At 56.6% G+C, this 19,334-nt stretch carries 17 protein-coding genes; 1 reads left to right on the top strand and 16 read right to left on the bottom strand.

The genetic code is table 11. The features are described from left to right. Positions 1-266: 266 nt before the first annotated feature. The 3 genes from P0120_14680 to P0120_14690 form a co-directional block, all read right to left on the bottom strand. Positions 267-1,187: a hypothetical protein gene (locus P0120_14680; GenBank protein ID MDF0675565.1), complete on the bottom strand. Its 921-nt coding sequence runs from the start codon at positions 1,185-1,187 to the stop codon at positions 267-269. A 192-nt stretch (positions 1,188-1,379) separates the two neighbouring features. Continuing rightward, entirely contained in the window at positions 1,380-1,757 is a 378-nt protein-coding gene (locus P0120_14685) for a type II toxin-antitoxin system RelE/ParE family toxin (GenBank protein ID MDF0675566.1), read from the bottom strand. Continuing rightward, complete coding sequence (locus P0120_14690) at positions 1,750-2,103, bottom strand: type II toxin-antitoxin system ParD family antitoxin (GenBank protein MDF0675567.1); 354 nt, start codon at positions 2,101-2,103, stop codon at positions 1,750-1,752. The genes P0120_14685 and P0120_14690 overlap by 8 nt, the downstream gene beginning before the upstream one ends. Before the next feature lie 332 nt (positions 2,104-2,435). Here P0120_14690 and P0120_14695 point away from each other — a divergent pair, with 332 nt between their 5' ends. Next, the gene (locus tag P0120_14695) at positions 2,436-2,681 is read left to right on the top strand and encodes a DUF2442 domain-containing protein (protein ID MDF0675568.1); all 246 of its coding nucleotides are present in this window, start codon (positions 2,436-2,438) and stop codon (positions 2,679-2,681) included. A gap of 186 nt (positions 2,682-2,867) precedes the next feature. Here the strand turns inward: P0120_14695 and P0120_14700 are convergent, their stop codons facing one another. The 13 genes from P0120_14700 to nuoE all read right to left on the bottom strand — a co-directional run bounded on the left by P0120_14700 (position 2,868) and on the right by nuoE (position 19,283). Continuing rightward, entirely contained in the window at positions 2,868-4,037 is a 1,170-nt protein-coding gene (locus P0120_14700) for an IS4 family transposase (GenBank protein MDF0675569.1), read from the bottom strand. Positions 4,038-5,947: 1,910 nt separating this feature from the next. Further along, positions 5,948-6,274, bottom strand: coding sequence for a DUF5615 family PIN-like protein (locus P0120_14705; protein MDF0675570.1), 327 nt, complete (start codon positions 6,272-6,274; stop codon positions 5,948-5,950). Continuing rightward, positions 6,271-6,492: a DUF433 domain-containing protein gene (locus P0120_14710; protein MDF0675571.1), complete on the bottom strand. Its 222-nt coding sequence runs from the start codon at positions 6,490-6,492 to the stop codon at positions 6,271-6,273. Before P0120_14710 ends, P0120_14705 begins: the two co-directional genes overlap by 4 nt. Before the next feature lie 460 nt (positions 6,493-6,952). Next, positions 6,953-8,440, bottom strand: coding sequence for an NADH-quinone oxidoreductase subunit N (locus P0120_14715; GenBank protein ID MDF0675572.1), 1,488 nt, complete (start codon positions 8,438-8,440; stop codon positions 6,953-6,955). After that, complete coding sequence (locus P0120_14720) at positions 8,437-9,990, bottom strand: NADH-quinone oxidoreductase subunit M (protein ID MDF0675573.1); 1,554 nt, start codon at positions 9,988-9,990, stop codon at positions 8,437-8,439. The genes P0120_14715 and P0120_14720 overlap by 4 nt, the downstream gene beginning before the upstream one ends. Positions 9,991-10,197: 207 nt before the next feature. Then, entirely contained in the window at positions 10,198-12,135 is a 1,938-nt protein-coding gene (nuoL, locus tag P0120_14725) for an NADH-quinone oxidoreductase subunit L (GenBank protein ID MDF0675574.1), read from the bottom strand. 77 nt (positions 12,136-12,212) lie between these two features. Continuing rightward, complete coding sequence (gene nuoK / locus P0120_14730; protein MDF0675575.1) at positions 12,213-12,512, bottom strand: NADH-quinone oxidoreductase subunit NuoK; 300 nt, start codon at positions 12,510-12,512, stop codon at positions 12,213-12,215. Continuing rightward, a complete protein-coding gene (nuoJ, locus tag P0120_14735; protein ID MDF0675576.1) occupies positions 12,512-13,009 on the bottom strand; it encodes an NADH-quinone oxidoreductase subunit J in 498 nt (165 codons plus the stop codon). The genes nuoK and nuoJ overlap by 1 nt, the downstream gene beginning before the upstream one ends. A gap of 77 nt (positions 13,010-13,086) precedes the next feature. After that, positions 13,087-13,626 (bottom strand): NADH-quinone oxidoreductase subunit NuoI, encoded by a 540-nt coding sequence (nuoI, locus tag P0120_14740; protein ID MDF0675577.1) that lies wholly within the window; start codon positions 13,624-13,626, stop codon positions 13,087-13,089. A gap of 82 nt (positions 13,627-13,708) precedes the next feature. Then, positions 13,709-14,665, bottom strand: coding sequence for an NADH-quinone oxidoreductase subunit NuoH (gene nuoH, locus P0120_14745; GenBank protein ID MDF0675578.1), 957 nt, complete (start codon positions 14,663-14,665; stop codon positions 13,709-13,711). Beyond that, the gene (gene nuoG, locus P0120_14750) at positions 14,662-17,421 is read right to left on the bottom strand and encodes an NADH-quinone oxidoreductase subunit NuoG (protein MDF0675579.1); all 2,760 of its coding nucleotides are present in this window, start codon (positions 17,419-17,421) and stop codon (positions 14,662-14,664) included. The genes nuoH and nuoG overlap by 4 nt, the downstream gene beginning before the upstream one ends. A 4-nt stretch (positions 17,422-17,425) precedes the next feature. Beyond that, positions 17,426-18,730, bottom strand: coding sequence for an NADH-quinone oxidoreductase subunit NuoF (gene nuoF, locus P0120_14755; protein MDF0675580.1), 1,305 nt, complete (start codon positions 18,728-18,730; stop codon positions 17,426-17,428). A gap of 88 nt (positions 18,731-18,818) precedes the next feature. Next, positions 18,819-19,283 (bottom strand): NADH-quinone oxidoreductase subunit NuoE, encoded by a 465-nt coding sequence (gene nuoE, locus P0120_14760; protein ID MDF0675581.1) that lies wholly within the window; start codon positions 19,281-19,283, stop codon positions 18,819-18,821. Positions 19,284-19,334: the final 51 nt, after the last annotated feature.

The following is a 19,334-nucleotide window of genomic DNA, read 5'->3' on the forward strand; positions in this document are numbered from 1 at the left end:
CTACAGACTCCACGTGCCGAGTGAGCCGCCCCTGGAACATCTTCAATGGGGGCTTTTCCCTCTGACTCACTCACAAAAGAACGAGCGCGGGTGTCATTGCGCCTCTATTTTGGTTTGTATCAAAAGCCAAAATTGATCATGGCGGATGAGCCTGAGTTGCCGCTTGCAGCGTAGCCCCTGTCTCGTCGGCTCTCCGTTGTGTGGTACTGGCCGCACCGTCGTACCACCTGAAACCGGTTCATTCGTGGGAACAAGGCTGGACCAGTTCAAAGCACATCATTAAGAGCGCCGTCGGCGATGATGATTTTTCGCTTTTTGCGGAACGGGGCGACATTGGGGGTGAAGTTGGCGAAAATATCCCAACAGGTGGAATCCATGTATGCGTCGAGTGTCTGGTGTTCACGGCTGATGACCGCATCCAGTTCCGCACGATCGGCAACGAGGGGACGGCAGTCGCTCATGAAATGCCGGAAGCGCACGGCCTGCAAAGCCGTCTTGTCGCTAAAGATGAAATTCATGTGCGGATCGTGCTGGCGGCTGACGTCCTCCAGGTAAACGGCCTTGCGGGCATGACCATCAAACTCGGTGAGGAGTGCGTCGAAGCGTGTTGACAGGTAGTCCCAGAGTCTCCGCTGCAATTCCTCAGCCTGCGGTTCCTTCCCCTCCGCATCGATCCGCTGGCTGAAGATGGTCCCCTGGCCCTCGCGCTTTCCGTGATCCTTGGCCTTCACGTAGCGGTGCGGAATGAGAGAGGCAAACTTCTCCTGACCGAACTCGTCGATGTGGCTGTAGACGTACCCGGCAGCCATGCACAGCGAGGCGTAGTGAAAGGCGCCATCGATCAAGAGGCGTGCCCAGGAGTAGTAGAGTGCGCCACGGTAGGGTTTGATGATGTAATCCGGTGTCTGATTCTTGCGCGCCTGTTCTTGAAAGCCATGGTCGTCGTGGTCGTAATCGTAGAGCGTTTCAAAATCGAGCAGCGTCTTGTCATCGTCCATGTATTCATTCAGGAAGAAGTAATCCTCGCCCACACCAGCGGCGGGCAACCACGCTCGGTTGAACACCAGATGTGCTTCATCACCGAACTGGTTGCTGATCTTCGCAAGGTCGCCATCCGTTTTTGCGCGGAGACCAAACAGCGCCTTGAGCAACCCCTGACGGAGACGGAACGCGTCTTGCTCAGGCATGCTGACACGGTAGCGTTCCTGAGCCTCAATGGACCAAGCGAAGTACTCTGGGTTCACTCGCATGAAAGCATGCCGGAGCGCTGGGTCGAGCGCACCGAGCCCAGTGGGCGACGGATGAATATCTTTACTTGTTCTGGCCCGCCGTTGGTTCCTCATACAGGTCTTTTCACATCATACATGTTCGTACGGCATTCAATTGCGGTAGCCCACAGGAAGATGACGGGCGAGATCACGGCTATCGTGAAGGACGCGGGCCACTTCGATGACGCCGTCCTCACGGCGGCGATAGAGAAGGAAATGTCGCGGCTCCTTGATCCTTGCGCCAACCGATCTGGTCCGGCTCAGCGCAAGATGGTACGTCCGTGCCCCTTCGACCAGGAGGTCGGGACGTGCCTTAGAGCCTGGCCGCTCAGGGTCGGCTTCGAGATCGAGCAACGCTTGCCCGATGAAGGCCCGGTAGCGTAACGATGCAGCCATGCCGAATTCCTGCACGCTCCGTTTCAATATGGCGGCAATGTCACGGCGGGCAGAGCCGGTAATGTGAAACGGACTGCGTCGTGTTTTAGCCACGCTTTCGCTCGGCGGCGAGGTCGGCTGAAACTTCTCGGTGAATGTGATCCAGGAACGAATCGATCTCTTGCTCGGAATTCAGGGTCACGTACTCGCCGCGGTCGAGTTGATCGAAGCCTTCCTTGGCGGCGGCGCGGAGCCATTCGATTTTGGCTTTATCTTCCTGCTCGCGCTGCTCCAGGAGCCGGAGACCTTCGCGCACCACCTCGCTGGCATTGCTGAAACGCCCAGATGCAATCCCGGTCTCGATGAAGTGGTCAAAATGTTCCGTCAGGTGTACGTTGCGGGTTGGCATGATGCTGCCCCTGTTGTGTTGCAGTGTAGCAGGAATGGCAAAAAGTGCCACTATTGGTTATGTACCATGATCATGGAGTCCATTTCAAACCGGGACAACCCTGAGTGATATAGCCGATTGATCAAGAGACGAAGGAAATACCGAAGGGGCGCGACGTGAAACCGCGACGTTTCCCGCCAATTGTACGGGGACCCCCCATCGGGATGACGATAAAAAACATGACTCCCTTTCTGTCAGAACAGACATAAAAGGTATCCGACCCCTTACCTCTTCGCTGATACCCTCTGTTGCGGCATGCCTTGTAAAGACGTACAGTAGAGGGCGTCTGAACTTTGTCGGCTTCTTGTAATCGTCATTGGAAATCCAGCCGTTGGAGTAGTCCGATGCCCTTTCGTCTGATCGATGGGCGGCAGGTCCACGGTTTTATGCTGTGGCTCAAGTTCAGCGATGGGGTCGAAGGTGAAATTGATCTCCGAGACGAACTGGACGGCCCCATCTTTGAGCCCTTAAAGAATATCGAAATGTTCAAGCAGTTCCGCATCGATCCCGATCTCCATACTCTGGTGTGGCCCAACGGAGCCGATTTTGCGCCGGAGTTTCTGCATGACAACGTCCGGGTCACCGCCTAATCTCCGCCACTACACTGGGTCTCGAATCTACCCTGCGTCCCCACAGCCGCCCCGCCAAACTTAAGTAGAATGTCCCACTGCTGTCCAAAATAATGTGTTCCTCAGTGTCCTTCCCGCGTCAATAGCGTGTGTGAGACGGCTTGGGGTTCGGTTCTTGGACGAGGTTCCCCCTGCTGCTGTCCAAGATCATGACGCAAAGAGCCGCGCTTGCGTGGGGGCGGGCATCGACAGCGGCCGTTCAAACGGCGCATCAAGCCACGCCCAGAGATCTCGATAGGTTAGCCGGTTAAAGCGGAGCAAGGCCGCGAGGTTCGAGAGACTCCAGGGCCACGTGGACTTCAGCTGCAGAAACTTCAGCAGCAGCATCGCGATCAGGGCGATCCAGATTTGGACCTGCACCGCATTCTCACTCGTGCCCACAAACGTCTTGATCTTCAGATGCTGTTTGATTGCCTTGAACAAGAGTTCGATCTGCCACCGCTCCCGATAGATGGCCGCAATGGTACTGGCGGCTAGATGCAGAAGGTTGGTCAGGAAGGTGAGCCGTCGGTGGTGCTGCTCATCCCAGATGATCACCTGCCGCAAAGGGACCGGGCACCGGTCGGCCGCATGCAGGCCGGTGAGGCGAATGATCTCATCGACCAACACCGGACCACGGGCGGGGACGGGACGCCGCTCCAGCACGTCATAGAGCATGTTGGTGCGTGGACGGGTGACAAATCCCACCTCGCCGACCGTCCAGCGATGATACAGGGCATAGTCGAGGTACCCGCGATCGATCGCCACGATGGTGCCGGGGGCAAAGGTGAGCGGCTGGGCAATCCGGACATCGTTGGTATCGCCATCGGTCACCAGGGCCCAGCAGGGCAAGCAGCCCTGATGATCCAGCTGCAGATGGAGCTTCACGGCGCCCTTGGTCCGCTGAAATCGAGCCCAATCGAACACGGTGGCACAGAGCTCAATAATCGTCGTGTCCAGAGTCCGGAGTGGATGCGTGAACCGGAACCGGCGGCGCGTCAGGGCCGCGACCGCCTGACATCGCGTGAGGATCTGATAGAAGACCGTCTCGTACAGTTGCCATGGGCGATGCGCATTGGCAGACGCGAGCGTCGAGCGGGTCGGCGTCCGTCGGACGCCCAAGTGGACCAACTTACCCAGCGCGGTGGCCAAGCCGCCGCAGATCTCCCGGAGCGAGTGCGCGCTGCCCATCTGACAAAAGAGCATGGCCACAAAATGGTCCCAGCAACTGAAGCCTTTGGCCGCTCGTTCAGCCTCATGGTGTCGCACCGCTCGTGCGAAGTCCGTGCGATCAATCAGGGCGAGAATTTGCGCAAAGCAACTGGCGACAGCTACCATACGGCACCTCCGGCTTGTGGGTGGCACGGCGCGGGTACGCCGTGAACGGATGTTGGTTGAACAACCCATCCTACTCACAAGCCGGAGGCATGTTGAAAACTTATTTTGGACAAGAGTGAGCCTGTCCCATTTTTCCGTTCCGATTGTGTGACGGGTTAGGCCGCAGACCGATAGACTTGCCGGATCCTCTGGTCGATCTGTTCTGTGTACTTCGACAAATACTCGTCGAGGGACTTTCGTTGTCTCCCCGAGAGCGAAGAATCACCCTCTAGGGGCTGGAGGGCGGGCCACTCGAGCCGAGTGAAGTCGCGACCGGGGGGAATCTCGACATGTATGTGCGGAGGCGGGTGATCATTCGTGTGTACAAGAACGCGTATACCAGCATGCTTCGGAAATGGCCTCAGGACGCCGACGCCACGTACGTCGAGAACAAGGAAAGTAGGCGCAGTAGAACGCGCTAACCCACTGAAGAGAAACTCCGTAGGCACGGGTTTGGTGCGTGGCCGGGGACCTGTGATGGTCAATTTGGCCTTACCAATACCAATACTACTGGGGGTCAACTTAAGAACGGGCTCGGAGCACTTCATTCTATTGGTGGCGATGCGACACCAGTCTGTGAAGGCAGAGGGTGTGAGACATTTCGCGAAGTCTTGGTATCCGGGTCCTTGCGTCTGCATCCACTGCTTGACTTGATCACGAACTGTGGCTGGCTGGCGTCGCAGAGCCGTTCGAAACGCATGTGCATTGGATAAGGCCTCTTCAATAGCCGTTGCGCCGCGATCGTGAAAGTAGTGACGGTATAGTTCGTCTTCGGAAATGAGTTCACCACGCGAGCAGGCTACTTCAGAGAGGAAGTGAAAGCGCTCGTGCTGCAGCAAGATCGCACTCGCAAGGTCGAGGAACTCTCTGGAAAGACCGCGTCCTGATGCGGACGCTAACATTGAGGCAACTGAAAGAATCCCGCTGGCGCGGAGGTAGATGCCCCACCCGTGAGCGTAGAAGTGGAAGGGTAGATAGCATGCCAGAACGTCGATCGCAGCCGGTAGGCCTTGCTGTGCCGCTGGAGTCTCTCCTTCAATAACAAGTATGCCATCTGCGGGAAACGAAGTGCCTTCGCCGGGCTCGATCCAGTCGGGTACGAGGTTCCGAGATATCGGTGGTAAGCCGGGCGGAAGTCCCTCCACATCGGCGTCGGTATCGGGGGGTGAGACAGATGTGGGTTGGGGCATCTGCCCCGAAGGCGGAAAGAGGGATTGGATAGCCTCGACGAGTTCGTGAGTAGCCATGATTTCTGCGGCCTAATGTTCACGTTAACTGGAGGAGGGGGTGCGCAGCGTCCCCCGAGGTCCGGTTGAACGTGTTGTTGGGCATCTTGCTACGCCCAAGCATTGTGTTTCTCGCACCAATCGTACAGGAACATTATTTGTTCTAGCTCATAGATGCCATGCTCTAATGGCCACGTGACAAATCGTGCAGTTGTGCCAGTAAGGGCTGTAACGACTGCTTTGCTCGCTAGGAGTTCGTGCGCAATGAAGTTACGATGCTCGACAGCGCTTTCCGACAAAGGGACGAAGCAAAAGATCGGGGTCAGACTTTGATGTCTTGACTATCTTGGGGAAACAGTCGCCACCACGCCCCTTGCCACCGCGATTTGCCTCACAACTCGTGGATCAACGTCTGGTGTGGCTTCCCTTGTTTCGTCGCCATCAGTCGCAACGCAACCAAACAGGCATGGTGACAGGCGGAAGGCGATCAAGTGCTTGGCCAGCCTGTGCCAGGCCGACCTACTCGACACATATGTCTCAGTTGTTCGTCTGAAAGCTCGGGTTTATCCGAGACGTCAATCCATGAATCGGGAATATGCTTCATGCTCATTGCCACCGACTTACGCGTGGCCTCCCACTTTCGTTTCATGGTGAGAGACCCACCCAGCGGACTTGGCCTTTGACGAGCATCGGCAACACGCTTTGTAGTTTCGGTACCAACAGTCGAAGGTCTTTTAAACGGTTGGTTGGAGCCTGTAGCACGACCATGGCTATGGTGAACTGCGAAAGGTTCTGCTGGAAGGAGAGATTCCGGTCAACGGTCACGAACACATCAAACTGTTCCTGAGCGAGTGTCAGCAGTTCACCGTTCTTGATGCCCGCCCATCCCGCTTGCGAGACGGTCACAACCTCATGTCTCGTGATCTCCTTGGCAAACCGGCGGTCAACGCACTCGTCCAGTAGAATTCTCACGAGGCGACGGGGAGCATCCGCGCTTTTGCTTCTTCCAGAAAGGCGATCACTTGCTCCCGCGTGACAGTGGGAAAACCTTCTAAGAAGTCGTCGATCGTCTCGCCGCCTTCCAGGTATTCAATGAGCGTTTGTACCGGCACGCGTGTCCCCGAGAATACTGGAGTACCGCCGAGCACTTCGGGTGATGTAGTGATGAGCGGGCGCTTGGGAGCCAACATCGCTGTCTCCTTCGTTGTGTCCCGCGATTCTATGCCAGCCCTCTGAACAAAGCAATTTCAAGGAGACCTTGGAGCAACAATGGGCACTGTCCTCGCGCACCATGCCATATGCATTTGCGCACCATACTCTCTCAACGCTGCCTGTATATCCAGGCCCGCGCGCGAAAGATCAAACGGACCCAAAGATGAATTGGGGTCACATCTTGTTCTGTGCATGACATTACTCAGTAGTCAGCAATTAAGACAACACCGATGCCAATGAAACCCGCATGGAATAAAGGTAATAAGAATCTTGTGTGGTCAAAATATCCGTCTTCTGAGTAAGTTCAGCAAGGCGACAGAGGAACGTAACAAGATCCTACCTTCCCGTTTCGCAGTCCAACCAAACCTCCGGTCCCGATAAGAGAATTTGGCCGCACACTCTACATCAAGAACAACCGCCTGCGGAATTCAGGATTCTTCATGGCCTCTGCACAACCACCATGACCAGGTTGCTGACAGAATCTCGGATTAACTCCATCAGTGGCCCTGGATAGACTCCTAACAACAAAATTATCGAGGCGACGAGCCCCAGAGAGAAGACGGCGGTCCAACTTGCTGCCTCGGTCGACTGCACGGCCCGCCCTTGAGGGATGGTGGCTGGTGTCGGCTCTTCGTCGAACAGCGTCACGATCAATCGAAGATAATAGTACAGGCTGATGACGCTGTTCCCAATCAGCGTCATCACGAGCCACCAAAGGCCGGCGTCAACACCGGCTGCAATCGCATAAAACTTCCCGATGAATCCCGCCGTCACCGGGATACCGGCCAGGGACAACAAGCTCAGTGTTAACATGGCGGCCAGCCAGGGACGAGCCCAAAACAATCCGCGATAATCCTCGAAACGTTCTGCGTCCCCTCGTTCGCTTGAGTACACCGTCACCACACCGAAGGCACCTAACGTCATGACACAATAGACGACCACATAGAAGGTGACGGCTTCAGCGGCTGCAGAGCCACCGGCCAGCAGAGCCACGAGCAGATACCCGAAGTGTGCAATCGAGGAATAGGCCAAGAGCCGTTTGACATTCTGTTGGAACAGCGCGAGTACATTCCCCGTGACCATCGAAGAAACGGCGAGAAGGCCGAACAGATGTGCAAGGGTGTCGATTTCCAAAGCCCCCACATCGGTTGCAAAGCGAAGCAGCAGCGCCATGACCGCTCCCTTGGACACCGTCGCAATGTAAGCCGTAATGGGAGTCGGGGCTCCCTGGTAGACATCCGGAATCCACATATGAAACGGCGCCAGCCCGAGCTTTAATGCGATACCGACAAGGACCAGCACAAAGCCTCCCAGCCAGAGTCCTGGAACTGTTTGCGACATTTCCACCACCCTACCCACCCCGCGAAACGTCATGGAGCCGCTTTCGAAATAGAGAAGGGCCATGCCGAACAGCAGGAAGGCTGAAGCGGATATGGAGAGCAGAAGGTATTTCACAGCTGCTTCGAGTGGGCGGCGCCTGGTCCGTAAATACCCGATCAAACTGCACAGGGACACACCGAGCAGTTCGAGCCCGAGAAAAAAGGACACCAAGTGCGCAGAAGCTGTCAGCACCAGTCCGCCGAAGGTGGCGAGTAAGAGGAGCAGGTAGTATTCTTCCACTCCTTCCTGCTCAATGAAATGAAGCTTCAAATATCGGTACGACAGTGAGATGACGACCATCGTCGCGCTCAGCAAGAGTCCCATGTAGAACAAGGCATACTCATCCACGATCAGCAACGCCGTCACGGCTCGCGGTGTCGAGGTCGACGCCCAGGGCAGAGTGGCAAGGGTGAGCAGACACGACACGAACGATAAGAGGGCGATCGTCGCATGGTGTCGTCTGACGGCGAGTACGAGCATCGTCACAATGGAGAAAGCACCGAGATCGAGAATGGGTGAAAGGGCGATGAAATCTTGTAGCGTCACGGTGCACTCACGTGAGAGGTGACGATGTTGGACGAGGGCAAGAATTTCGATGGTGGGTGAGTCAGATTGGATGATGGCGGCGCCGGCTGTACGAGCGTTTGCATAACCGGCATCGTGGTGGTCAACAGAGGCCTCGGATAGAGTCCAAGCCATACTTGTAGTGCTGCAATGAGCAGCAATGTTCCAAACGCGATATTCGATAGGTCCGGTTCAATATGGGTTTCCCGTTGCCGGCCAAAGAATGTGCGTTGCATCATGGCAAGGGAATAAATTGCGGCCATGACCATGCCGATCGATGCCAGGATGGTCAAGAATGGCTGGGAAGCAAAGGATCCGAACAGAACGAGAAATTCGCCGATAAAATTTGCCAAGCCCGGCAGGCCGAGAGAAGCAAGCGCAAAGAACAGCGCCATCGCCGCTACCCGTGGAATCGCTCCCCACAATCCCCCCATCTGTCGCATGTCCCTCGTATGGAGACGCTCTTGCAGCGCGCCTGCCAACATGAAGAGAGCGCCGGTGCTCAGCCCATGTGCCACCAATTGCATCACCGCTCCTTGCAGCGCCAATTCCGCCCCTGCGAAGGCGCCGAGCAGGAAGAAACCCATGTGGCTGATGCTGCTGTAGGCCACCAGTCGTTTGATATCCGTTTGGGCACAGGCCAACACAGCCCCGTAGAGAATGCCGATCGCGCCGAATCCCATTGCAATGGGGGCGAACTCATTGATCGCGTCTGGAAACAACGGGATCGTGAAACGGAGCAATCCATAGGCGCCGGTTTTCGCTAACAGCCCGGCGAGAATGACACTCGCGCCGGTGGGAGCTTCTGTGTATGTGTCAGGCAGCCACGGATGAAAGGGCGGAGCCGGCAGCTTCACCGCGAAGCCGATGAAGAAAGCCAGCATCAGCCACCAGCCCATCTCGTTTTTCAGCGCCAGTCCCATCAGATCGGCATAGTCGAAACTGGGTCTTCCAGTCACATTTTGATGCAGTACCGCCAGGGCGATGATCGCGACGAGGAGGAGCAGGCTACCCGCCTGAGTAAACAAGAAGAACTTGAACGAGGCGTGCCGGCGCTGCTCATGTCCCCAGATGGCGATCAGGAGATACATGGGTACCAGCATAACTTCCCAGAGGACAAAAAATAGAAACAGATCGATCGCTAGGAAAACCCCGATGACCCCGCCCAGGACCAGTAGTACGTTACAGTGAAAGAATCCGACCCGAACTTGGATTTCTGTCCAAGAAGCGACGATAGCGATGAGACCGAGGAAGGCCGTCAAGAGGATGAGCACCAAACTGAGACCATCGAGACCGAGATGCAGACTGATGCCCCACAGGGGAATCCAACTGGTTTGACTTTCCAAGAGCCATGAACCGTGGCCTGAGTCCTGGAACCGGTAGTCTTGGCTCCATAGCAGAAGGGCCAGGAAAAGATCGATGGACAAGGCACCGATTGCGATCCAGCGAGCGGCGTGGCGGGACCACTGCTGCACCATCCACGCAAGTGGCGCGGCCAGTAGAGGAATGAGTATGAGCAGCCAGAGGACCATACGATTTAGCAGGATGCTGAAACACTCAGTTGATGCCAAAAATATGACCGGAAGTTTCCGTTCGGAACTAACGTCGGAATAACTCCAGGATGCTCAAAAAGACCGTCCAGCAAGGCCGCAGCGAGCGAAGAGGCGAGGCGTACGCTGCGGTACGTTGAGCCTCTGAGCGATGCGAGAACGAAGCTGGCGGCCTTTTTCAGCATCCTGTTACATCGCAAAAAGACCGAGTAACACAAGCGCGCCGACAGCAACGGTTGCGGCATACCAGCGGACGTGACCCGTTTGAGTTCGACTCAACGAAACATGGAAGTATTCAGCTGCAACAGCTAGTGATTCGTAACCCCGGTCAATGATCTCACCTGATTCACGGGTAAGATGGAGCCACGGCTGTACGATCAGTCCGTCATACATTCGATCAAAGCCCCACCCTCCTTGCCACAATATCACCAGCATACGACCCAATGATGTCCCCGCGAGTCGATCAGCGAAGTTGGCTCGTGGAAGGAACAGGACTGCTGCCAGCCCGATCCCGAGCAGTGCTGAGAATGTGACGGCGATTTGTTCACGAGCCTCAATCGACTCATCCATCCCTGGTGCTGTCTCAATCGCCGGCAGGACATGGGACAGGTACCGGCTAAACAGAGGCAGGTCACCAAGCGTGCGAGGTAACTCGAGAAAGCCGACCGTTATAGCGAAGAAAGCCAGCACCACCAGAGGAACACGCATCGCAAGACCTGGTTCTCCGCTCGGTGACGTGCGGACCTCTCCAAAAAAGACCCGAAAGATCAACCGGAAACTATAGAGTCCGGTGAGCAGCGTCCCGAGTAACGCGCCGAACCAGATCCAACGATGGCTCAAGGGTGAGGACCAGGCAGCCCACAAGATCCAGTCCTTGCTGTAAAACCCGGATGTGATGAAGGGGACACCGGACATCGCGGCGGCCCCGAGAAGGAATGTCCAAAACGTCAACGGCAGCCGGCGCCGGAGACCGCCCATCCGGAAAATGTCCTGCTCATGTCCGAGGCTGTGGATGACGGATCCAGCCGCTAAGAACAGCAAGGCCTTGAAACAGGAATGGGTCAGAAAGTGAAAAAGAGCGGCAGACCAGGATCCGACGCCAAGCGCAAGAAACATATATCCGATCTGGCTCATCGTCGAATAGGCGAGCACCCTTTTGATGTCGCGTTGAACGAGCGCGCTGCAAGCAGCGAGCAACAAGGTCAGCAGGCCGATCACCGCGACGGCCTCCAGCACCGGCGGCGCGAGCGCAAAGAGTTGATGCATGCGAGCAATGAGGTAGACACCCGCCGTCACCATCGTTGCCGCATGGATGAGTGCGCTGACCGGAGTGGGACCGGCCATCGCGTCCGGCAACCACACTTGAAGCGGCAGTTGCGCCGACTTCCCGACCGCCCCGGCCAAAAATAGAACGGTCACGATAATGGCAACGTTCGAGCCCACCGGCCAAGCATCAGCGGCCAAAGTCTGGACCTGTTGTATCGACAAGCTTTTCAGTTGAGTAAAGAGGATGAATAAGCCGACAGCAAAAGCCGTGTCTCCGATGCGAGTCACGATAAAGGCCTTCTGCGCGGCGGCACCGTATTCCGGTTCGCGATACCAAAAACCTATCAAGAGGTAGCTGCACAGCCCCACACCTTCCCAGCCGAGGTAGAGCAAAAGCAGATTGTCTGCCAGCACCAACGTCAGCATGGCCGCCACGAACAGATTCATATAGGCGAAAAACCGCGAGTACCCTTGATGGTCCTCACCCTCCCGCCCCGCCGGCGCCGAGACGCCCGCTTCCCCGGTGCCGGACATGTATTCGACCGAGTACAGATGGATCAAAAAACCAATACCGGTGACGACCGCCACCATAAGGAGTGAGAGAGCGTCCAGGTACCAAGAGACTCCGACGGTCATCCCGGAAGTGTCGATCCAATTCCACAGCGTTTGATGGTAGGAAGGAAGATCGGGAAAGCCTCGGAGGAAAGCTGCGCCGACGAGTGCGGTGATGAGGGCCGCCGTGCCCACCGAACCGCAGCCGACCCACGTGACCTGTCGACGAGAAAAACGCTCTCCGAACAGGGCTAACACCAGAAAGCCGGCGAGCGGTAGGGCTGGAATAAGCCAAAGCAGACGAAGCATAGTGTTTAGTTATGAATGTTTTGTTTTAAGTTGTCGGGCCAAACTCAAAACCAAAAACTCAACACTCAAAATTGTTGTCACCCTTTCATCTCGCTGAAAGCATCTGCGTCCAATGTCTGGAACCGGTACGACAGCTGGAGCACGATACCGAGTGCCACGGAGACCTCAGCCGCCGCCAGCGTGAGGATGAACAAAAACATGACCTCGCCGTCTGCCTGTCCCCAGCGAGCTCCCCCGGCAATGAACGCCAGACTTGCTGCGTTCAGCATGATCTCGAGCGACAGCAACATGTAGAGAATGTTACGTCGACTCAAGAGACCGACCAATCCGAGGCAAAAAAGCATGATGGCCAGCACCAGCGCATGCGTAGTGAGCATCAACGAGACTCCTTCGGCACACGACGACCCAAGTGATAGGCGCCGATCAGACCAGGAAGCAACAGCATCGAAGCTAATTCCACCCCAATGACATAGGGCCCATAGAGGATGATGGATACGCCTTTCTCACGGGTTTCCATGAAGTCGATCGGCAGATGATCCCCGGCAGCAATGAGATATCCCACTTCACCAAGCAGCACCAGGGCCAGCACACTTGGTCCCACCCATGTTCCCGGCGTGAGCCAGCTCTTTTCCTGCTCGGCAGCGAGCGGCCCTAAGAGCATCACCACAAAAATGAAGAGCACCATAATGGCACCGCCGTAAATAATGATTTCCAGCGCTGCGGCAAACTGAGCACCAAGCAAATAGAAGATCAGAGCCAGCGCGATCAACGCCACGACCAGATAGAGCAGCGCGTGGACGGCATGCACATGTGTGATGACGCGCACAGTCGCCAGTAAAGTGACGGCGGCAGCGATGTAGAAAAGAACTTCCATAGGCTCCCATCAGTGCTGGGTGCTGAGTCCTGAGTGCTGAGTTTTCGGAACCGTGACGGTTCCTGCTCAGCGCTTCTTCATGGCATCAAACTTCTCACATCCACCGGTGAGAGTTCGTTTTCACCTTGGCCCTTGTCTTTATCGCGCACCTTCACGCCAGCGACTCGGTAAAAGTTATAGCCGTGATACTTGCCGGTGCCGCTGATCAAGAGGTCTTCCTTCTCATAGACCATGTTTAGACGTGCATACTCGCTCTGTTCAAAATCCGGGACGAGCTGGATTGCATAGGTGGGACAGGCATCTTCACAATATCCACAATAGATGCAGCGCGAAAAATTGATCCGAAAGAATTCCGGGTAGCGGCGCTCATGAGCGGTCGGATCTTCAGCGGCCTGTAGCGCGATGCAATCAACGGGGCAAGCAACTGCGCAGAGATGGCAGGCGACGCAACGTTCTTCTCCGTCGGGATCTCGGGTCAGTACGATTCGCCCTCGCCAGCGTGGAGGCAAATAGGGTCGTTCTTCCGGATATTGAACCGTGACAGGTTGTGTAAATGTCCGCTTGAAGACGATCCATAACCCCAGGAGCAGATCGCGTATATATCTCCAAGCTTTCATCATGAGTAAGGCTGTTCTGAGTGTCTGCTGCCTCGCTCACACAATGTGTGGCCCACACTCACTGCGACACATTGATCCCTCTTCATCCGGCCTTCCAAAGAACCACGGCTCCTGTAACAAGGAGATTGATCAATGCGAGCGGCATCACGACCTTCCAGCCGAACGACAACAGTTGATCAAAACGTACCCGGGGCCAGGTCGCTCGAATGAGGAAGATCAGGACAATGAAGACGGCAGTCTTCAAGAAAAACCACACCACCGACGGCAACCAAGGTCCGTGCCAGCCGCCGAAGAAGAGGATCACGATCATCGCCGATAGCAGGATGACGCTGAGGTATTCGCCGACAAAAAACATCCCGAATTTCATTCCGCTGTACTCCGCATGGTAGCCCGCGACCAGCTCCGCTTCCGCTTCCGGCATGTCGAACGGCGTGCGATGCGCTTCAGCCAGTCCAGCCATAAAAAAACCTAGAAAACCAAGAAATTGGGGAACGACAAACCAAAGATGCCGTTGCGCTTCCACAATGTCGCTGAGGTTGAACGACCCTGCCAGGAGCACAGTTCCCATCAACGACAGCCCCATAAATACTTCATAGCTCAACAGTTGCGCGATGGCCCGAAGGCTGCCGAGAAACGCGAACTTGCTGTTGGATGCCCACCCTCCGATGATCACGCTGTAGGCGGCAAGGCTCGACATGGCCAGAAAAAACAGGATGCCCATGTTGAGATCGGCGACCACGAAGCCGGGAGTGATCGGCACGACAGCGAACGACATTAATGCGGTGATGACGACGATGGCCGGTGTGAGCACGAAGACCGCCTTATCCGCGAAGGGCGGAATCCAGTCTTCTTTCGTGAACATCTTGATCATATCCGCGAGTGATTGTAGGAGACCGCCGGGCCCTACACGGTTGGGTCCGTACCGTTCCTGCCAGATTCCCAGCAGTCGACGTTCAACCCAGATCAGCAACCCCGCCAGCGTGAGAACCCCACCGAGGATGACGACGATCGTCAGCGCGGTGCGGCTCCAATCGATCACGCGACCCTCCGCTTCCGTCCGGTCTTGATCGCCTCAGACAGATCGATCCACGCCGGCAATTTCCCCCCAGATACATCAGGTACAAGGGATAGGCCTGCAGTGCCGGCCGGTATCGAAGGGTCGAAGTGCACGGCAAGGCGATAGGTCGTTCCCTGCAACGCCAATTCAATCGTGATTCTGTCTTCAAGGCTTAGCCGCGCTCCATCTGATGGATGCAAAGCCACGAACGGTTCTGAAATCCGTTCAGCGATCGCCGGAGATTGATTACTGAGCTCGTCGCTCCCAAAAACCGCTGACAGCGGCAAGAGCAGCCATCGATGCGGGGTAGACTGAAAAGGACGCGGAATGGCGGTGAACCAAAAGGGCGCCTTCGTCGCCACCGGCTCGATCAGCCGCAGACCTGGCATTTCATCACGCAGCGGACCGCCGACTTCGGCTTGGTATTTGTTCAAGGCTTGGATGGAATTCCATCCGGGAGCCCAGAATTGTGGAATCAGCGGTGAGGGAACCGGTCCTCGGTACCCTTCCATTGAAAAGGCCAGCGGAGTATCGGGGTCGGTTGGGGGCGGAGGCTCGTGGACAGTCAGATGGGACAACATAGACGTGCGCCCGCTATACCGATCCGGCTGCCGCGGAACTTTTTGGCCCGCTACACGAAAACCGGCGGACGGTGCCACCTCTCCAATCCGTGCCAGCTCAGGAACAGCCGCTGCTGTCGCGGAGACCGCATCGTCGAGGTTGCGCCAGGTCGCCACTCCGGATACGCCATCGGTCTCCTGTGATGCCGCACGGGCGAGATCTCTCAGCCACCGCCAACTTTCCGTGACGTCACCATCCGGTACAAACACTTGGTAGAACCGCTGGGCCCGCCCTTCTTGATTCACGAGTGTTCCATCGGATTCCGAGTATGTGGCAGCCGGCAGCAGCACATCGGCATGCTCCGTCGTGCAATGCTCGAGGGAATCGATCACAATGACTGTTTTTGCGGCATCAAAGAAGGCATCGACTTTTGCCTGCTCCGTGCGTCGGTACAGGTCGTTCTCCAGCACGATGACCGTATCGGCCTTTCCCTGACTGATCGAGTCGAACGCTCCATTCAAACTTTCGCCGCCCAGCAACACGAGACCTAAGCTATTACAATCCGGGAGAACGAAACTGAGACGCGGCTGCTTTCCTCTCTGGTGCAAGGCCCACGCGACATTGGCAGCAGCTTCGATCGTCGCGTGGGAGCCGCTTCCCGTGCCGGCGATGATCAGCGGCCGCTTCGCGTGGGTCAGTGCGTCGGCGATGCGCTGAGCGAGGTCGCGCACCTCGTTGGTGAGATCCTGAACGGACGGCGCATCATTTCCGATTGTTCCAGCGACGGCGAATCCTAGTCGTGCGATGTTGTCTGGTGCGCCGAAATAAGTTTCCGTCGCATAATCATGGAACCAGGTGCGCCGATAGCCGGCCACGAACAGAGGACCTCGCCTGTCTTGCATAGCGTTACGCACCGCCGCCTCGTCCCATCGAGGTATTTTCAGTTCATCGACTCGTTCCATCGGTTGTTGTCGGACTGACTGCAGAAGGGCGAGCGCCAATCGGGGCGCGTCGTTCAAGAGGTCTTCGCCAAGGACGAGGACTGCGTCTGATTGTTCTGCTTCGTGAATGGAAGCGGAGGGCACCGGTCCCGTCCGAAGAATGGTGAGAATGGTGGAAAGGAGCTTGTGTTCGCGCTCATCAATCCCAAGAAAAAACTGATGCGGCCCGACCAATGAACGAAGCGCCACATTGGCCTCTAGCGAGGCACGAGGCGAGCCGATTCCAACGGTCCCGCGAGCGCGTCGTAAGCGGTCCGCTGCGACCCCGAGGATTTGCGGCACTCCTTCCGGCTTTGCCGGCTTGGTGCGGTCGAGTTCCGGCCGCGACAGGGCTCGCTTGATCCGGTTGTCACTGTTGACATACCCGTAGCCGAATCGGCCTCGATCGCAAAGAAAGTACCCGTTTACTTGACTGTTAAACCGATTCATGACCCGACGCAGAATGCCGTAGCGTTCACTCGCAGTGGTGTTGCAGCCAAGGCTGCAATGAGGGCAGATCGATTGGGCTGATTGGAGGTCCCACTTCCTCGTATAGTGATGGAACAAGGTTTTGTCGGTGAAGACTCCGGTAGGACAGACCTCCACGAGATTCCCGCTGAATTCATTCTCCAACGTCCCGTCCCGTTCCCTGCCGAAGTAGAGTGCGTCATGCGCACCGAAGACATTGAGGTCTCGCCCGCCCGCGTGGTCTCGGTAGAATCGTACGCAGCGGTAGCATTGGATGCACCGGTTCATCTCGTGCCTAATGAAAGGGCCGAGATCCTGATTACGATGAGTCCGTTTAGGAAACCGGTAGCGACGGTAAACATGCCCTGTCATGACCGTCATGTCTTGCAGATGACACTCCCCTCCTTCGTCACACACCGGGCAGTCGTGGGGATGATTCACCATGAGCAACTCAATGACCGAAGCGCGAAAGGCTTTCGCTTCGGGATCGTCGATCGAAACACGAGTGCCGTCGGAAGCCGGAGTCATGCAGGCCATCACCAGCTGTCCGCAGCGATCCTGTTCGTCTTTGAACTGTTTGACGGCGCACTGACGGCAGGCACCGACTGATCCCATCGCCGGGTGCCAGCAAAAGTACGGCAGGTTCAGCCCGATTCCGAGGCAGGCGGCGAGCAAATTTTGCCGTTCATCGACCCTGTAGGCCCGGTTATCGACAATGATGGAAGCCATACAATTAGACCAGGACCCTCAGTTGCGTGGGCTTGTTACTCCAGGGACATCGCCCCAAGCTGATATGCCGTTCGAAGTCGTCGCGAAAGTATTTCAATGCCGATTGCAACGGGGCCATCGCACCGGGCGCGAGAGCACAGAATGTATGACCGGGACCGAGCACCTTGGCATGCATCTCCAGCAGCGCCAGATCATCATCGGTGGCGAGTCCTTCCTCGAAGGACTCAAGTATCCGCGCCACCCACGGCAATCCTTCCCGGCAAGGCGTACACCACCCGCAGGATTCACGAGCAAAAAACTTTTCTAAATTCAGCACGAACCCCACTGGGCAGGTTTGGTCGTCAAGCACGATCATGGTGCCGGTTCCGAGGCGGCCGACCTGGGGCGGGATCGAAGAATAGTCCATGGGGAGATCGAGGTGTTCCTGGGTCAGAAATGCCGTGGAAGCGCCGCCGGGTAACAAGCCCCGGAAGCTCACCCCATTGAACATCCCGCCGGCGTGCTGTTCCAATAACTCACGTGCCGTCGTGCCGAGCGGCAATTCCCACCATCCAGGATGCGTGACGCGACCGCTTATCCCGTAGATTTTTGTGCCGCCGTCCTTACTACGGCTCAAACCGTGATACCAAGCAGAGCCATGGTTCACGATCTGAGGAAGGTTGTATAACGTCTCGACGTTCTGCACGATCGTCGGTTGCCCCCACAAGCCGACTGTCTGTGGATATGGAGGTTTCGCTCGAGGAATCGCTCGTTTGCCTTCCAGCGCATTGAGCAGCGCCGTTTCCTCTCCACAGATGTAACGGCCCGCGCTGGCATGGAGATGGAGGTCAAAGCAAAATGTTGTCCCAGGAAGAGGCTTGCCGAGATACCCTTCCGCATAGGCCTCCGCAATGGCTTGGGTCAGTCGCTCTGCAGACCGATGATATTCCCCGCGCAGAAAAATGAAGCCGACCTCCGCTTCTAAAGCATAGCCGGCGATGATCATGCTTTCCACGAGGCCATGAGGCTCACCCTCCAAGAGGACACGATCCTTAAACGTGCCCGGTTCCATTTCGTCGGCATTCGCGACGATATACTTCGGTTTCGGCGCATCGGACCCCATCGGCACGAAGCTCCACTTACTGGCGGTTGGAAACCCAGCCCCACCCCTGCCCCGCAGTCCTGCTTCGGCGACGAGCCGTTGCAAATCTTGAGGCGCGATCCCCGCGGCGAGCGTGTGTAGGCTGCGATACCCACCGGCTTTGACGTATTCCCCCAGCAATCGCGGGGTGCCGTCTGGATGGATGTACTGAGTGAGTGGACGTTCCATGTTGATTAGCGTGAGGTCCTGAGTTCGTCGTCTTGGGTTTTTCTAAGCGAAAACTAAGAACCAACAGCTCATAATTTGCCACCTGACTCTATTCGTACTTCTCCACGATGGTTTCAACTTTCTCGGGCGTGACGTTGCCGTACAGATCCTGATCGATCATCATTGCCGGCGCCCGTTCGCAATGTCCCAAACACGCGATCGGCAGGAATGTCAGGCGCCCGTCGCGCGTCGTCTGCCCCAGTTCGATTTCATAGCTTTTCTGGATCTGAGCGCGAACCTGTTCGTACCCCATGATCCAACAACTGATACTGTCGCAAATGAAGGCCATATGCCGACCGACGGGTTTGCGAAAGATGAGGTTGTAGAACGTCGCGATGCTGTCGACGTCCTCGCCCGTCATACCGAGGAATTGCGCAATGTCGAGGAGCGAATCATCCGAGATCCACCTACGTCGCCGCTGTACGATGAGCAGGGCGTCGATGGCGCCCGCCCGTTTGTCGGGGTAGTGTTTCAGTGCCTCTTCAAGCTCGCGGCGTTCAGTGTCGGTCAGCATAAAATTGGTCGATCTCGTCTATTTCGTCTGTCTGGTCTATCTTGTGGTTCG

The sequence above is a fragment of the Nitrospira sp. genome, from assembly GCA_029194675.1.
GTDB lineage: Bacteria > Nitrospirota > Nitrospiria > Nitrospirales > Nitrospiraceae > Nitrospira_D.

Excerpts from the sequence above, each read along its gene's own strand:
- nuoL (MDF0675574.1), bottom strand. The coding sequence starts at position 12,135 with ATGCTTCGTCTGCTTTGGCTTATTCCAGCCCTACCGCTCGCCGGCTTT.
- nuoI (MDF0675577.1), bottom strand. The coding sequence starts at position 13,626 with ATGAAAGCTTGGAGATATATACGCGATCTGCTCCTGGGGTTATGGATC.
- P0120_14680 (MDF0675565.1), bottom strand. The coding sequence starts at position 1,187 with ATGCCTGAGCAAGACGCGTTCCGTCTCCGTCAGGGGTTGCTCAAGGCG.
- P0120_14695 (MDF0675568.1), top strand. The coding sequence starts at position 2,436 with ATGCCCTTTCGTCTGATCGATGGGCGGCAGGTCCACGGTTTTATGCTG.
- nuoF (MDF0675580.1), bottom strand. The coding sequence starts at position 18,730 with ATGGAACGTCCACTCACTCAGTACATCCATCCAGACGGCACCCCGCGA.
- nuoK (MDF0675575.1), bottom strand. The coding sequence starts at position 12,512 with ATGCTCACTACGCATGCGCTGGTGCTGGCCATCATGCTTTTTTGCCTC.
- P0120_14700 (MDF0675569.1), bottom strand. The coding sequence starts at position 4,037 with ATGGTAGCTGTCGCCAGTTGCTTTGCGCAAATTCTCGCCCTGATTGAT.
- nuoG (MDF0675579.1), bottom strand. The coding sequence starts at position 17,421 with ATGGCTTCCATCATTGTCGATAACCGGGCCTACAGGGTCGATGAACGG.
- nuoJ (MDF0675576.1), bottom strand. The coding sequence starts at position 13,009 with ATGGAAGTTCTTTTCTACATCGCTGCCGCCGTCACTTTACTGGCGACT.
- P0120_14720 (MDF0675573.1), bottom strand. The coding sequence starts at position 9,990 with ATGGTCCTCTGGCTGCTCATACTCATTCCTCTACTGGCCGCGCCACTT.
- nuoE (MDF0675581.1), bottom strand. The coding sequence starts at position 19,283 with ATGCTGACCGACACTGAACGCCGCGAGCTTGAAGAGGCACTGAAACAC.
- P0120_14710 (MDF0675571.1), bottom strand. The coding sequence starts at position 6,492 with ATGTTGGCTCCCAAGCGCCCGCTCATCACTACATCACCCGAAGTGCTC.